We start from the raw sequence: 14,683 nt of genomic DNA on the forward strand, positions 1-14,683 counted from the left end.
TTTTGCTTCAATTTCGTCGAATTGTTTTCTCCGTCGCCAGCGTACTGGCGCTGGCTGCACCGGTATACGCCGGTAAACTCGCCATTGTGATTGATGACTTCGGTTATCGTCCGCAAACTGAAAACCAGGTGCTGGCCATGCCGTCAGCCATCTCTGTTGCCGTCCTGCCCAATGCGCCGCACGCGCGCGAAATGGCGACCAAAGCCCATAACAGTGGACATCAGGTTCTCATCCATCTGCCGATGGCACCGCTCAGCAAGCAGCCACTGGAAAAAGATACCCTGCGCCCGGATATGAGCAGCGATGAGATCGAGCGCATCATCCGCGACGCATACAACAAAGTGCCGTATGCCGTAGGGCTGAACAACCACATGGGCAGCGCGATGACATCGAGCCTGTATGGGATGCTCAAGGTGATGCAGGCGCTGGAGCGCTACAACCTCTACTTCCTCGATAGCATGACGATTGGTAACAGCCAGGCGATGCGCGCCGCTCAGGGAACGGGTGTGAAGGTGATTAAGCGCAAGGTATTCCTGGATGATACGCAAAACGAAGCGGACATTCGCGTGCAGTTCAATCGTGCCGTACAGTTGGCCAGACGCAATGGTTCAGCTATTGCTATTGGTCACCCGCATCCGTCTACCGTCCGTGTTCTGCAACAGATGCTGCCGACATTACCGTCTGACATCACGCTGGTACGCCCGAGCGACCTGCTGAATGAACCGCAGGTGGACACCTCTACACCGAATTCGGCCCAGCCCGCTCCGACAGCTCCACGTAATCCGTTCCGTGGCGTGAAGAGTTGCAAACCAAAACAGCCGCCAGCGCCGGTCTACGCGACCCGCTTCTTCTCGGTGATTGGCGAAAGCATTGGAGAAAGCACGCTGGTGAAATACGTTCAGCAGCAATGGCAGGGATGGGGTAAGAAATCCTGATAACAAAAAGCCACCTGTAAGGGTGGCTTTTTGTCATTACAGACGGAAGGTATCGTCGAGGATCTGGCTGTACAGCGTCGGCTTACCGTTATCCGCAGTACGATACTGTTCCTTGTGGGAGAGTTTATAGATACCCACAGAATCGAGATTCAGTATCTCTACTGCCGCAGCATCAGGTGCGGCAGAGATAAACTGGCGAATCAAAAAGCGATTATTTCCCGTCACCGGCTGTGCGTTCATGAGCTCGCGAAACTGAGGATAACGTTCGCGTGCATACAAGAAGCTGTAATCAATTAAGAAATATTCGAGCAGGATATCGTGATGTTGCCAGTAGTGATAAAGGATATCCCTGACCAGTTTCACCAGGGTATTGCCCTTTTGTGAGGCAAGAAAATAAGCCGTCCAGAATCCCTGGCTTGTCGCATTTTCACCCGAGTCAAAACGCAGCGATGAGAAGCTATTTTCATAGAAAGACTCAGGCACGGCTTTCGTCATAAAGACGGTGGCATCCATCCAGATCCCACCATACTGATACAGTAAAGAGCAGCGAACAATATCGGAATACTGCGCTTTGCTGATTAGCCCGGCCTGATATTTGACTTTAATGTGATCCGGTAATGAGAGGTAGTCAGGAATATTGTCATCCGTCAGGATGACAACCTGAGCATCTGGCGTATTACGTTGCACGGATTCGATGCAACGTTTAACCAGATCTGGCGCGCTTTCCAGCCCCTGAAACCAGCAGACCCAGATGATGCGCGACTGTTCAGGTTCAGTGTTACTCGCGGATTCCGGCTGAATTTTTAGCGCATCAATAACGTCAAACAGCGTTTCTTTCTTCTTCTGCTCAAAGTGCTCAGCCGCACGCTGGAAAAGAGATAAACCGGTTTTCTTCTGCCAGCGCCGTGTTTTTTTGATGAGTTTATTGATTAGATTGAGATTCATCATTCCGCCCTTATGCGCCCCTGAACATCTCTTTTAATGTCCGGCGCAGCAGTTTCATTCTCAGCTTGGCATCTTTTTTACGCCCGCGTAATAAACAGTTCATGCGAGAAGATTTAAAGCCACGGAAAGACATCAGCTGGAACAGGTTGTTGCTTTTGGTTTCATCGGACATATGCTCACGATATTTAAAATAGAGCTTCCGGTAAGCATTATATTTTTTAATTTGCGAGGTAATTCGGTTACTGCCGTGCTCAGCATCCACCATGGCAGTGCTAAAACTGTATTTAATACCAGGACCATATTTCAGGATTAATTTAATCCAGACATCGCGATCCTGCTGTTGTTTAATCTCAGGGGAAAAACCACCCACACCAGACAGTTTCTCTTTTGTTGTTAGTACCTGATTACCCACCACGTTTTCACAGAGGATATCCTGTAAACCAATTATTCTTTTATCGTTGGTATCTGGATAGGTGCGGTGAGTTTTGTCCAGTCGGGCAGGCGTATCCGTGACAAAGGCATAGTTTTCATCGTAGCGCGAAACCAGCTTTGATAAACGCTCAGGGAGGAAATAGTCGTCGTCATCCAGACCGGTGACAAACACGCCGTGCGAGAGTGCGTAACCCCGGTTGCGGCTGAAATTGGAACCGCTGTTCTTCTCATTACGTTCGTAGGTGAAATGCACGAAGCGCGCCTCACACTCCGCGCGCATACGCTCAATAAGTTGCGCGGTTTTTTCATTAGAACAGTCATCAACAATAACCAGTTCTACCGCAGGATATGTCTGAGCAATAACTGAACGAATTGCGCGTTCCAGCAACTCCTCTCTGTTGTAAGTAGTGATGATTACTGAAATCAGTTCGTTCATGGCGGGCTCGTCTGGTAAAAGATATTTCTCCATCGGGAGAATACCTTTTTCCCGATGGAGAATCAAAATGATTACTTAATGACCGTTCGATGTTTGTTTTGTTCCAGGAAAACGATCGACATTATAAGTGTCAGCATCCAGGCTACAGGTGTTGTTTTAGAATAGAACATTACGCCGCCCACTCCAAACATAACTATCGAAACGAGGAAAGCGAAAAGAATAATACTTTTACGTTTACACAGTGCATACCAGCCAAGCGATATTACAAACAGGATATAAAGAATAACGCCAGAAGGGCCTTTTACAGAGAGTGTTTCAACGATTTCATTATGAAGATGACCACGGATGTGATCCAGCGCGCCTGACAGGCTTGGATCTTTATTAACTTCTTCGACAATCTTTACGTTTCGCTCATCAGTAGACTGCCATAAATAATTATTTTTAGACGCCGCTAATCCCACCTTCCACATAGCGAAACGTGCACCAACAGACGTGGCACTGTTCGCTTTATCATAGGAAACGATGTCGCTATTAAAGTCATGATAACGCTGAATCAGGCTGTCCTTCATCATAAATGCGCCAGCCAACAATGCAATCAGGAAAACAGAAACCCCTTTCCACGGGATATGCTTTTCCTTGTACAGCTTCACCACCAGCAAACCGAAGAAAATAATCGGATAGGTCAGAATGGCGGCACGCGTTTCTGTCGCCACCAGTACCAGGAAGGTAATAAAAAAGTGCCCAAGGATAAACAGCTCTTTCCATCTGCTTGAACTGTGTTGTAGCACCAGAATCGTGTAGAACGAGATAAATGCAATGGTATAAGCAGCCCCTGTCGCATCCGCACCACCAGCAAGGGAGAGCGTTACCCTTTGGTTTTCAAGAAACAGATGTTGGTACCCGGCGTAGGCAACGATCATCAATTGCAATGCGATGACCAGTAACATATGGATCTTATTGCAGCCTACTTTGAGCTGATTACGGTTTACAAACACAAAAATGGAGAAAGCCCCAAACAGGCAGATTTTCCCGACTTCCAGGTAAGCGCGATACGAGTTGATCGCTTCGCTATCAACCTTATACATCCGGTACCAGATCAGATCGCAAACCCCGATGATCAGCAGAACCAGACAAAGCCAGAATGCATCATTCTTTCTGAAGTTTTTAATATCCAACAAGAAAATCACTAATGCGGTTATACCCGCCAGCCCCAAAATTTTCGCGGATAAATTAGGTGAAACCACGACGCAACCAAAAGCAAGCGCGCACAGTCCGAAGAGTAATTGCAACAATGCAAACTGGACCTTATCTCGTTCTACATTAATCATCATCATTCCATTTACTAAAAGTAAAGCAGGCTAGCACACCGCTAAAAACAAGTTTATCGCACCAGTGTTAACGAATATTACGCCAGTCATAGGACTTCCCGGTTGTGTCCAGCACGGTAACATCCTTATTGTAACCCGCAAGCCAGGACTGTACCGTCTGAACAGGCTCTCCCTGACGGTGGATCCCAAGCCACATTTCAGCAAGCGTATTAACGTCATCAGCAGACCAAACAGTATTGTAATCTCCGGTATACTTTTTATCCGAATCAACCTGTTGTCCATACCAGATAAACGCCGGGATATGCAGAGCTTCTCGCGGAGGATTAACGTTGCCGTGAGAGTAAGCCACAGCGCGCTTCGGATCGCGTATCAGGCCATGATCGGAGAAATACATGACCGAAGAGCGCGAGTTTTCCAGCAAGCTAAACACCTTGCCCATCAACTTATCCGTATAGCGCACCGAGTTGTCATAACAATCATCGGCTTCATTATCACCGTGTAACACCGCCTCACTGGCCGGGAAACGTCGACAGGAAGGCTCGTGGCTCCCATATAAATGCAGGACGACCAGTTTTTTGCCCGGTGTTTTAAGCGCATTCTGCAACAGAGGCAGGAGGTCTTCATCGTAGCCGCCGTCAATCCATTCATGCTGTCTGGTGTTCATGGCAATTCCGGTGATGACGTTGTTATGCGCCCCACCCTTGCCCTGACGACTAAACCAGTAAGTATCATATCCCGCCTTATTCGCGATATTGATGACGTTATCGCCATATTTTTTCGGATCGCGCGCATTCACGGCATCAGCGGTCAACGCCAGTGGCACGGCCATAATTGTAACCGGTGCTGGCGTCACAGCATTACGGAACAGTAAAAGCTGCGATTTTTGCTTCTGCAGCTCCGGTGTAGTATCTCGTTGATAACCATAGATACCCATATTTGCCGTACGCTCGGACTCGCCGATGATCAGCACATAATTTTCGATGCCGGTTTCGGTTAGCGCGATCTTATAATCAGGGATGTTGTTACCGATGTTGGCGACTACTGCATTATCTTCAATCGCCTGCATGAAAACTTTTGCCGTGCTAACAGGCGTCGCCTGAACCACACGCTGCGCCAGACTTTCAACACTGCTTTTCCGGAGCTGGTGCTGTAACGCCTGACCATAAAAAGACAGCAGCGTGACGACAAGCACGATGGCTGGCCAGCGACGAAAACGCGGTGCGACAGGCCACATGCCGGTATTGGCGGCATAAATAAATAATGCAGACAGGGCAATAAAGGTCAGACAATCGCGCCAGTACAAGCCGAGCATCGAACTTGCTTCACCTGGTGTCGTGTTGAGTACGCTCAGCGCAAACCCATAGCTAAACGCTGAATTGAAATTATTCCATGCGTATAACTGTAAAGTAATATCTGCCGCAACCGGAATTAATAAAATTATCGCCAGTACATTTCTGATTAATTTATTGTTTATACATTTCAGTGTCAGCAATATCAGTGCAAAAACCAGCGTACGGTTAATCACCGCATTATATTTGGCATGGATAATATTAACGCCAATGACTATTAGCAGCGAAATTACCACCGTTAAAAAAGCGGCAAGCCGTGGAGGGGTGTTAACCAACTTCTGCGAAAACAATGTGGACATAATAGCCTGATTAGCCTGGCAAAATCTTTCCTGACGTAATCATTATGACTGCAAGAATGAACGCGCGGAGAAGACTCTGTGGAGAAAAATTCGCCAGAAGTTAACAAGTAACCCCTGGAAAGTCAAACCGCTAAAAAGTGTAAGGGCACCCGTAAAAACGGGTGCCTGAGAGCAGGTTAATCCCAGCTCAGGATAACTTTCCCGGACTGGCCTGAACGCATTGCGTCAAAGCCCTGCTGGAATTCATCAATGGAGAAACGATGAGTGATAATTGGCGACAGATCCAGGCCAGACTGGATCAGTGCAGCCATCTTGTACCAGGTCTCAAACATCTCACGGCCATAGATGCCTTTGATGAACAGTCCTTTGAAGATAACCTTGTTCCAGTCGATAGACATGTCTGACGGTGGAATACCCAGCATGGCAATACGACCACCGTGGTTCATGGTATCCAGCATGGTGCGAAACGCCGGTGGCGCGCCGGACATCTCCAGGCCTACGTCGAAGCCTTCGGTCATGCCCAGCTCTTCCATTACGTCGCTCAGGCTCTCTTTAGAGACATCTACCGCGCGGGTCACGCCCATTTTGCGTGCCAGTGACAGACGGTATTCATTCACGTCGGTAATCACGACATTTCGCGCACCAACGTGCTTCGCCACCGCTGCCGCCATAATCCCGATTGGGCCTGCGCCGGAAACCAGCACATCTTCACCGACCAGGTCGAAGGAGAGCGCCGTGTGCACCGCGTTGCCGAACGGGTCGAAGATGGAGGCCAGATCGTCAGAGATATTATCCGGGATTTTGAACGCGTTAAACGCCGGGATCACCAGGTATTCCGCGAAGCAGCCCGGACGGTTTACGCCCACGCCAATGGTATTACGACACAGGTGCGTACGCCCACCGCGGCAGTTACGGCAGTGACCGCAGGTAATATGGCCTTCACCGGAGACGCGGTCGCCAATTTTGAAGCCTTTTACTTCCTGGCCGATACCCACCACTTCGCCGACATATTCGTGACCCACCACCATCGGTACCGGAATGGTTTTCTGCGACCACTGGTCCCAGTTGTAGATGTGAACGTCAGTACCGCAGATAGCCGTTTTACGAATTTTGATCAGCAGATCGTTATGACCGACTTCCGGCTCCGGCACGTCGGTCATCCAAATCCCTTCTTCCGCTTTCAGTTTGGATAACGCTTTCATCACACGTCCTCAGGCAATTACGCCCAGCTGTTTTCCGATGCGGGTAAAGGCTTCCACCGCACGTTCAATTTGTTCAGGCGTATGCGCCGCAGACATCTGGGTGCGGATACGCGCCTGACCTTTTGGCACCACCGGGAAGAAGAACCCGGTGACGTAAATCCCTTCTTTTTGCAGTTCGCGGGCAAAGTTTTGTGCGACTACCGCATCACCCAGCATGACCGGGATGATGGCGTGGTCAGCACCGGCTAGGGTAAAGCCTGCGGCACTCATTTTTTCACGGAACAGACGGGCGTTGGACCACAGACGGTCACGCAGCGCCGCCCCAGACTCCACCATCTCCAGTACCTTGATAGAGGCAGAAACAATGGCTGGTGCCAGGGAGTTGGAGAACAGATACGGACGGGAGCGTTGACGCAGCCACTCAACCACCTCTTTACGCGCAGCGGTATAGCCACCAGACGCACCGCCCAGTGCTTTACCGAGCGTACCGGTGATGATGTCCACACGCCCCATCACGTCACAGTATTCGTGGGAACCACGACCATTCTCGCCGACAAAACCGACCGCGTGAGAGTCATCAACCATCACCAGCGCATCATATTTATCCGCCAGATCGCACACGCCTTTCAGGTTGGCAATCACGCCGTCCATGGAGAACACGCCGTCGGTGGCGATCAGCACGTGGCGAGCGCCCGCTTCACGCGCTTCTTTCAGGCGCGCTTCCAGCTCAACCATGTCGTTGTTGGCGTAACGGAAACGCTTCGCTTTGCACAGACGAACGCCGTCAATAATGGAAGCATGGTTCAGTGCGTCGGAGATAATCGCATCTTCTGCGCCGAGCAGGGTCTCGAACAGACCGCCGTTGGCGTCGAAGCATGAGGAGTACAGAATGGCGTCTTCCATTCCGAGGAAACTCGCCAGCTTTTTCTCAAGCTGCTTATGGCTGTCCTGGGTACCGCAGATAAAGCGGACGGAAGCCATGCCGAAACCGTGGGTGTCCATGCCGTTTTTCGCAGCGGCAATCAGCTCAGGGTGATTCGCAAGACCTAAGTAGTTGTTCGCACAAAAGTTGATCACATGGCTGCCATCGGCAACGGTGATGTCCGCCTGCTGAGCAGACGTGATAATACGCTCTTCCTTGAACAACCCTTCTGCACGTGCAGTTTCGAGGTCGCTATTTAACTGTTTGTAAAAATCACCACGCATTGCAATTCTCCAGACTCGGCAAATTTCGGGACATATTACCCAAACCTATAGTTCATGACGAGATGACACATTATCTCTTCTCGTTTTTGCAGCATAAACCACGTGTACCCTTGTGCTATGTCGGTGAATGGCTGAAGGGCAGCCATACTAATGATATGATAAGCACATAAGCGTCCGGGATTGTCCCCGGCCCCCACACTTCAAAGGTACAGTTATGATCATCGTTACCGGCGGCGCAGGCTTTATCGGCAGCAATATTGTTAAGGCTCTCAACGACAAAGGCATCACCGACATCCTGGTGGTTGACAACCTGAAAGATGGCACCAAGTTCGTCAACCTGGTGGATCTGAACATCGCTGACTATATGGATAAAGAAGACTTCCTTATCCAGATTATGGCAGGTGAAGAGTTCGGCGAAATCGAAGCAATCTTCCACGAAGGTGCATGCTCTTCCACCACCGAGTGGGACGGCAAGTACATGATGGACAACAACTATCAGTACTCTAAAGAGATCCTTCACTACTGCCTGGAGCGTGAAATTCCGTTCCTGTATGCCTCTTCAGCAGCAACCTATGGCGGTCGTACGTCAGACTTCATCGAATCCCGCGAATATGAGCAGCCGCTGAACGTCTACGGTTACTCTAAGTTCCTGTTCGACGAATACGTCCGTCAGGTTCTGCCTGAAGCGAATTCCCAGATTGTGGGCTTCCGCTATTTCAACGTGTACGGGCCGCGCGAAGGGCACAAAGGCAGCATGGCAAGCGTCGCGTTTCATCTGAACACCCAACTGAATAATGGTGAAAGTCCGAAATTGTTCGAAGGCAGCGACGGCTTTAAGCGTGACTTCGTCTACGTAGGCGACGTTGCCGCAGTGAATCTGTGGTTCTGGGAAAACGGCGTGTCTGGCATCTTTAACCTGGGTACGGGCCGCGCGGAATCCTTCCAGGCTGTTGCAGACGCGACCCTGGCGTACCACAAAAAAGGCAGCATTGAGTACATTCCGTTCCCGGATAAACTGAAAGGCCGCTATCAGGCGTTCACTCAGGCTGATCTGACCAACCTGCGCGCAGCAGGTTATGACAAGCCGTTCAAGACCGTTGCGGAAGGCGTAACGGAATATATGGCCTGGCTGAACCGCGACGCGTAAGAAACAAGCATGAAGATACTGGTGATCGGCCCGTCATGGGTGGGCGACATGATGATGTCGCAAAGTCTCTATCGCACGCTCAAGGCGCGCTATCCCCAGGCGATAATCGACGTGATGGCACCTGCATGGTGCCGTCCGTTGTTATCGCGTATGCCGGAAGTTAACGAGGCGATCCCAATGCCGCTCGGCCACGGGGCGCTGGAAATCGGCGAACGCCGCAAGCTCGGCCACAGCCTGCGCGAGAAGCGTTACGATCGCGCTTACGTGCTGCCCAACTCCTTCAAATCTGCCCTGGTGCCTTTCTTTGCAGGCGTGCCTCATCGTACAGGCTGGCGCGGTGAAATGCGTTACGGTCTGCTGAACGACGCCCGCGTGCTGGATAAAGAGGCCTGGCCGCTGATGGTAGAGCGCTATGTCGCGCTGGCCTACGACAAAGGCGTGATGCGCAGCGCGAAAGATCTGCCGCAGCCGCTGCTGTGGCCGCAGTTGCAGGTTAACGATGGCGAAAAATCCCAGACCTGCAACGCATTTGGCATTTCGGCCGAACGTCCGATGATCGGCTTCTGCCCTGGCGCAGAGTTCGGCCCGGCAAAACGCTGGCCGCACTATCACTATGCGGAGCTGGCAAAACAGCTGATTGACGAAGGCTATCAGATTGTCCTGTTCGGTTCGGCAAAAGATCACGACGCCGGTAACGAAATCCTTGCCACGCTGAGCACAGAACAGCAGGCCTGGTGCCGCAACCTGGCCGGGGAAACCCAGCTGGAGCAAGCGGTTATTCTGATTGCCGCCTGTAAAGCCGTGGTCACTAATGATTCCGGTCTGATGCACGTCGCCGCGGCGCTAAACCGCCCATTGGTTGCGCTGTATGGCCCAAGCAGCCCGGACTTTACCCCGCCGCTGTCCCACAAAGCGCGTGTTATTCGCCTGATCACCGGCTACCACAAAGTGCGTAAAGGCGATGCGGCGGAAGGCTATCACCAGAGCCTGATCGACATTACGCCAGAGCGCGTGCTGGAAGAGCTCAACGAACTGCTGTTGAGCGAAGAAGGATAACGGATGCGGGTATTGATCGTTAAAACCTCTTCGATGGGCGATGTTCTGCATACGCTGCCGTCGCTGACGGATGCCATGCAGGCCATTCCCGGCATTCGTTTTGACTGGGTGGTGGAAGAAGGCTTCGCGCAGATCCCCACCTGGCATGAAGCGGTCGACCGTGTGATCCCGGTGGCTATCCGCCGCTGGCGTAAGGCGTGGTTCTCGGCACCGATTAAAGCCGAACGCAAAGCGTTTCGTGATGCGGTGCAGGCTCAGCAGTACGATGCCATTATCGACGCGCAAGGGCTGGTCAAAAGCGCTGCGCTGGTAACACGACTGGCACACGGCGTAAAGCACGGCATGGACTGGCACAGCGCCCGTGAACCGCTGGCGAGCCTGTTCTATAACCGTCGCCACGCTATCGCTAAGCAGCAGCACGCGGTGGAACGCACCCGTGAACTGTTTGCCAAAAGCCTGGGCTATACAAAACCTGAAGTGCAGGGTGATTACGCCATTTCACAGCATTTTCTTCACAATTCACGGCAAAATAGCTCCCCTTATCTCATTTTCCTCCATGCCACTACCTGGGATGACAAACACTGGCCGGAAACCCACTGGCGTGAGCTGATTGGTTTACTGGGCACAGCAGGTTTGCGCATCAAACTGCCGTGGGGGGCACCGCATGAAGAAGCGCGCGCCAGACGCCTGGCGGAAGGATTTGATTATGTGGACGTCTTGCCACGCATGAAGCTCGACGGCGTGGCACAAGAGCTGGCGGGTGCTACGGCAGTGGTATCGGTTGATACTGGCCTGAGCCACCTGACGGCCGCGCTGGATAGACCTAATATTACGCTTTACGGCCCAACGGACCCGGGTCTTATCGGCGGCTACGGAAAAAATCAACATATCTGCCGCCCGGAACATTCATCGCAGCTGAGCGACCTTAGTGCCGCTGCGGTATTTGCACAATTAGAGCCTTTGCTGGCAGCAGAGAGAGCCTATGTCTGATTTTTTCTCAGCGGAGCGCCCACCGAAGCGCGTGCTGATCATTAAGCTGCGTCACCACGGTGACGTGCTGCTTACCTCACCGGTCTTTACCGTACTGAAAAAGAACTGGCCAAACGTTGAAGTCGACGCGCTGGTCTACGACGACACGCAGGCGATGTTGACCAGCCATCCGCATATCGATCAGGTACATACCATTGGTCGCAACTGGCGCAAAAAGGGCTGGTTCGAGCAATTCCGTCTGTATCGCGCCCTGATCAATACGCTGAAAGGGCGTCAGTACGATGTGCTGATTAACCTGACCGAACACTGGCACGGCGCGCGTCTGGCGCGTCGACTGAAGCCACGCGTCTCCGTCGGCTTTAAGCCGGATAAACGCGGTGGGCTGGCACGTCGTCGTTGGGTGAAATCCTTCACCACGCTCTACCCGGCAATTCAGGACAACAGCCGTCATATGGTGGAAGTAAACCTGGACGCCCTGCGCCGGATCGGGATCCACCCGCAGTCTGCTGAAGACAAACATACCCTGTTTGTACCAGGCGATGCGGCGGAAACCTCCGTCGCTGAGAAACTGGCCGGGTTTGGCCTGGAGAGCAAATCCTACATTCTGGTGCACCCGACGTCGCGCTGGATGTTTAAAGCCTGGGATATCAAAAAGCTGGCGGCAACCATCGATAACCTGGCGGCTCGCGGCCTGCCGATTATCCTCTCAGCCGCGCCGTCGAAAGAAGAAACCGCGTATATGGATGAGCTGCGCGCTGCGCTTACCCAGCCGGTGTTTGATTTAAGCGGTCAGCTGAACCTGAAAGAGCTGGGCGCCCTGATGAAACACGCGCGTATTTATTTCGGCGTTGACTCCATGCCAATGCACCTCGCCAGTGCCGTGGGAACCCCTACTGTGGCTATCTTTGGCCCAACCGGGGCAATCAAGTGGGCACCGTGGGGGGTGAATTATCGTGTGATCACCGCCGGATTTACCTGTCAGCCTTGCGGCAAAGCGGGTTGCGGTGACGGTGGCGTTTCCGACTGCATCACCGCTATTACCCCGCAACAGGTGCTGAGCGCCATTGATACCCTGCTGCTGGAATATCCTGCATGAAGCTGGCGATCGTCCGACAGACCTACAACCCCAACGGCGGTGCGGAGCGTTTCGTTTCCCGCGCCTTAAACGTGCTGGCCCAGGACACCACCCTGGATGTCACGTTGATTGCCCGCCAGTGGGAAGATGCGTCAGGCTGGAAAACGCTGACGGTAAATCCGCCGTTTCGTAACCGTATCGCCCGTGAATCCGGGTTTGCGGTGGAAGCGGCCTCGCATTTTGCTCAGTTCGATATTGTGCAAAGCCATGAGCGTATTCCCGGGGCAACTATTTTCCGCGCAGGCGACGGCGTACACGCCACCTGGCTTGAGCAGTATGGCCGCATTCTGTCGCCGCTGGCGCGCTGGGCGCAGTCATTCAGCCGTTACCACCGCTATATTTTGCAGGCTGAAGCGCAGATGTTTACCCATCCGCAACTGCGCAAGGTGATCTGTAACTCAAAGATGGTACGCGATGACATCGCCCGCCGCTTCGCGCTGACGGATGACAAACTGACCGTTATCTACAACGGCGTGGATACGGCGCATTTCAGCCCGAATGTCCGCTCGTTATCGCAGCGTACTGCGCTCGGCATCCCAGAGGATGCGCCAGTGCTGGCGTATGTCGGGTCTGGCTTTAGCCGTAAAGGCGTGGCCACCGCGCTACGGGCCATTGTCCCGCATTCTGACGTCTGGCTGCTGGTTGCCGGTCGCGATAAACACGCACGCAAATTTGAAAAGCTGGCGCAGACGCTCGGCGTGGCATCACGCGTGCGTTTCCTGGGGCCGGTTGCGGATGTGCGGGAAGTTTACGGTACGGCGGACGCACTTATTCTGCCGACGCTCTACGATCCGTTCCCGAATGTCTGCGTGGAAGCGCTGGCCTGCGGTCTGCCGCTGCTCACCAGCCACGGCTGCGGCGCGGCAGAGTGGATAACTGAAGGACAGAACGGCTGGGTGCGTGATGCGCTGGACAGTGAAGGCTACCAGCAGGCTATCGCCCAGTGGCTGAAAGGCCGTGACCAGGGCGTTGATTATTCAGCGGCAGCGCGCGCAACAGCTGAACCCTACACCCTGGACAGAATGGCAAAAGAGCTACAGGCGCTTTATCGCGATCTGCTGCGCTGAGCCGCTTCAGAGAAGACTTTCTCCATCGCGTCCAGCATACATTCGCGAGTAAAGTGGGTGCTCAGGTAATCATAACCCTGCTGCGCCAGCTTCTCGCGAAGGGATGCGTCGTCATACAGCTTAACGATGGCATCGTGCAGCGCATTTTCATCACGCTGCGCGACCAGAATCCCCGTCTGGCCATCAATCACCGCATCACCCGTCCCGCCGGCATCGGTCGCGATAGTGGCAATGCGAGAGGCCAGCGATTGCAGGACGCCCTGGGGTACACCTTCCATATCGTGCGAAGGGCTCAGCGCAATATCAAACGCCGGGAACCAGCTCTCCGGATCGCTTTGATGCCCCGCCATCACTACACGCTGCTGTAATCCCAACGCGACAATTTCCTGTTCCAGCGTCGCTTTATGCGGACCTTCACCGACGATCGCCAGCTTAATCTGCGGATTGTCGATTTTCGCCAGGGCGCGCAGCAGTACGCTATGGCCTTTGTTCGGACGCAGATGCGACACCACACCCAGCCAGAAATCCTCCTGCGACAAACCACAATGCGCACGGGCTTCGTGCTTATCTCCCGGGCGGAAACGCTGCGTATCCACACCGCTCGGCACCGACGTACTCTGGGACATCGGGACACCAATATTCGCCACCTGATGACGCAGCGCTTCGCCGGTCGTGACGATATGCGCACAGGCTTTACGGAACAGCCAGCGCGTCGTCCAGTTGTTACGCGGTACACCTGAAGCATGGCGGGTACGGACCAGTGGCACAGGATTAGAGAGCGTCAGATTCGCCAGTGCCACCAGCCAGGTATCCGCCGAGTTATGGCTATTGATGACATCAATAGACTGGCGGTTATCCTTCAGCCAGCGGCGCAGCAACTGCAGGTTTTTAAGGTTCTTACGTTTCAACGGCATCGTGACAACCGTCAACCCAGCATCACGCGCCAGCGTATGCAGCGGTGCAGTTTCCGGGCAAAGAAGGGTCACCTGATGGCCACGCTGAATCATCCCGAGCGATTCGTTAATAATGCGCAGAGGCTGTCCGCCTTTGCCGCCGTCTGCTTCAGTGTGAACAATATGCATACATTTCCTGTTAAGAATCTCGCCAGCATGACGCTAATTTGCCGCCTGAGGGGATCTTTGTCCCTCCAGGCATA

At 53.0% G+C, this 14,683-nt stretch carries 13 protein-coding genes; 6 read left to right on the plus strand and 7 right to left on the minus strand.

All coding sequences use genetic code 11. The features are described 5' to 3' along the window. Positions 1 to 2 precede the first annotated feature (2 nt). Complete coding sequence (locus JGF26_RS19485; protein ID WP_028017875.1) at positions 3 to 935, plus strand: divergent polysaccharide deacetylase family protein; 933 nt, start codon at positions 3 to 5, stop codon at positions 933 to 935. 36 nt (positions 936 to 971) lie between these two features. Here the strand turns inward: JGF26_RS19485 and JGF26_RS19490 are convergent, their stop codons facing one another. The 6 genes from JGF26_RS19490 to kbl all read right to left on the minus strand — a co-directional run bounded on the left by JGF26_RS19490 (position 972) and on the right by kbl (position 8,132). Further along, complete coding sequence (locus JGF26_RS19490) at positions 972 to 1,883, minus strand: capsular polysaccharide synthesis protein (RefSeq protein WP_238934312.1); 912 nt, start codon at positions 1,881 to 1,883, stop codon at positions 972 to 974. 7 nt (positions 1,884 to 1,890) lie between these two features. Further along, on the minus strand, positions 1,891 to 2,748 hold the full coding sequence (locus tag JGF26_RS19495) for a glycosyltransferase (protein WP_028017873.1): 858 nt from the start codon (positions 2,746 to 2,748) through the stop codon (positions 1,891 to 1,893). Positions 2,749 to 2,819: 71 nt separating this feature from the next. Then, positions 2,820 to 4,082 (minus strand): O-antigen ligase family protein, encoded by a 1,263-nt coding sequence (locus JGF26_RS19500; RefSeq protein WP_323673950.1) that lies wholly within the window; start codon positions 4,080 to 4,082, stop codon positions 2,820 to 2,822. A 61-nt stretch (positions 4,083 to 4,143) separates the two neighbouring features. Continuing rightward, positions 4,144 to 5,724 (minus strand): phosphoethanolamine transferase, encoded by a 1,581-nt coding sequence (locus tag JGF26_RS19505; protein ID WP_134708578.1) that lies wholly within the window; start codon positions 5,722 to 5,724, stop codon positions 4,144 to 4,146. A gap of 176 nt (positions 5,725 to 5,900) precedes the next feature. Further along, on the minus strand, positions 5,901 to 6,926 hold the full coding sequence (tdh, locus tag JGF26_RS19510; RefSeq protein ID WP_028017870.1) for an L-threonine 3-dehydrogenase: 1,026 nt from the start codon (positions 6,924 to 6,926) through the stop codon (positions 5,901 to 5,903). Between the two features lie 9 nt (positions 6,927 to 6,935). Then, complete coding sequence (gene kbl, locus JGF26_RS19515) at positions 6,936 to 8,132, minus strand: glycine C-acetyltransferase (protein ID WP_128348858.1); 1,197 nt, start codon at positions 8,130 to 8,132, stop codon at positions 6,936 to 6,938. Between the two features lie 214 nt (positions 8,133 to 8,346). On the opposite strand from kbl, the gene rfaD reads away from it, so the two are divergent. The 5 genes from rfaD to JGF26_RS19540 are packed head-to-tail and all read left to right on the plus strand — an operon-like array spanning position 8,347 to position 13,527. Next, positions 8,347 to 9,279, plus strand: coding sequence for an ADP-glyceromanno-heptose 6-epimerase (gene rfaD, locus JGF26_RS19520; RefSeq protein ID WP_008502707.1), 933 nt, complete (start codon positions 8,347 to 8,349; stop codon positions 9,277 to 9,279). 9 nt (positions 9,280 to 9,288) lie between these two features. Further along, positions 9,289 to 10,335, plus strand: coding sequence for an ADP-heptose--LPS heptosyltransferase RfaF (gene rfaF, locus JGF26_RS19525; RefSeq protein ID WP_028017867.1), 1,047 nt, complete (start codon positions 9,289 to 9,291; stop codon positions 10,333 to 10,335). Between the two features lie 3 nt (positions 10,336 to 10,338). Beyond that, positions 10,339 to 11,325 (plus strand): lipopolysaccharide heptosyltransferase RfaC, encoded by a 987-nt coding sequence (gene rfaC / locus JGF26_RS19530; protein ID WP_134708579.1) that lies wholly within the window; start codon positions 10,339 to 10,341, stop codon positions 11,323 to 11,325. Then, positions 11,318 to 12,421: a putative lipopolysaccharide heptosyltransferase III gene (gene rfaQ, locus JGF26_RS19535; protein WP_134708580.1), complete on the plus strand. Its 1,104-nt coding sequence runs from the start codon at positions 11,318 to 11,320 to the stop codon at positions 12,419 to 12,421. Before rfaC ends, rfaQ begins: the two co-directional genes overlap by 8 nt. After that, entirely contained in the window at positions 12,418 to 13,527 is a 1,110-nt protein-coding gene (locus JGF26_RS19540; RefSeq protein ID WP_134708581.1) for a glycosyltransferase family 4 protein, read from the plus strand. Before rfaQ ends, JGF26_RS19540 begins: the two co-directional genes overlap by 4 nt. Here the strand turns inward: JGF26_RS19540 and JGF26_RS19545 are convergent. Beyond that, a complete protein-coding gene (locus tag JGF26_RS19545; RefSeq protein ID WP_049006988.1) occupies positions 13,506 to 14,609 on the minus strand; it encodes a glycosyltransferase family 4 protein in 1,104 nt (367 codons plus the stop codon). The two genes, JGF26_RS19540 and JGF26_RS19545, sit on opposite strands and share 22 nt — an antisense overlap. Positions 14,610 to 14,683: the final 74 nt, after the last annotated feature.

Origin of the sequence: Enterobacter sp. E1 (assembly GCF_016809815.1) — a bacterium.
GTDB classification, from domain to species: domain Bacteria; phylum Pseudomonadota; class Gammaproteobacteria; order Enterobacterales; family Enterobacteriaceae; genus Enterobacter; species Enterobacter adelaidei.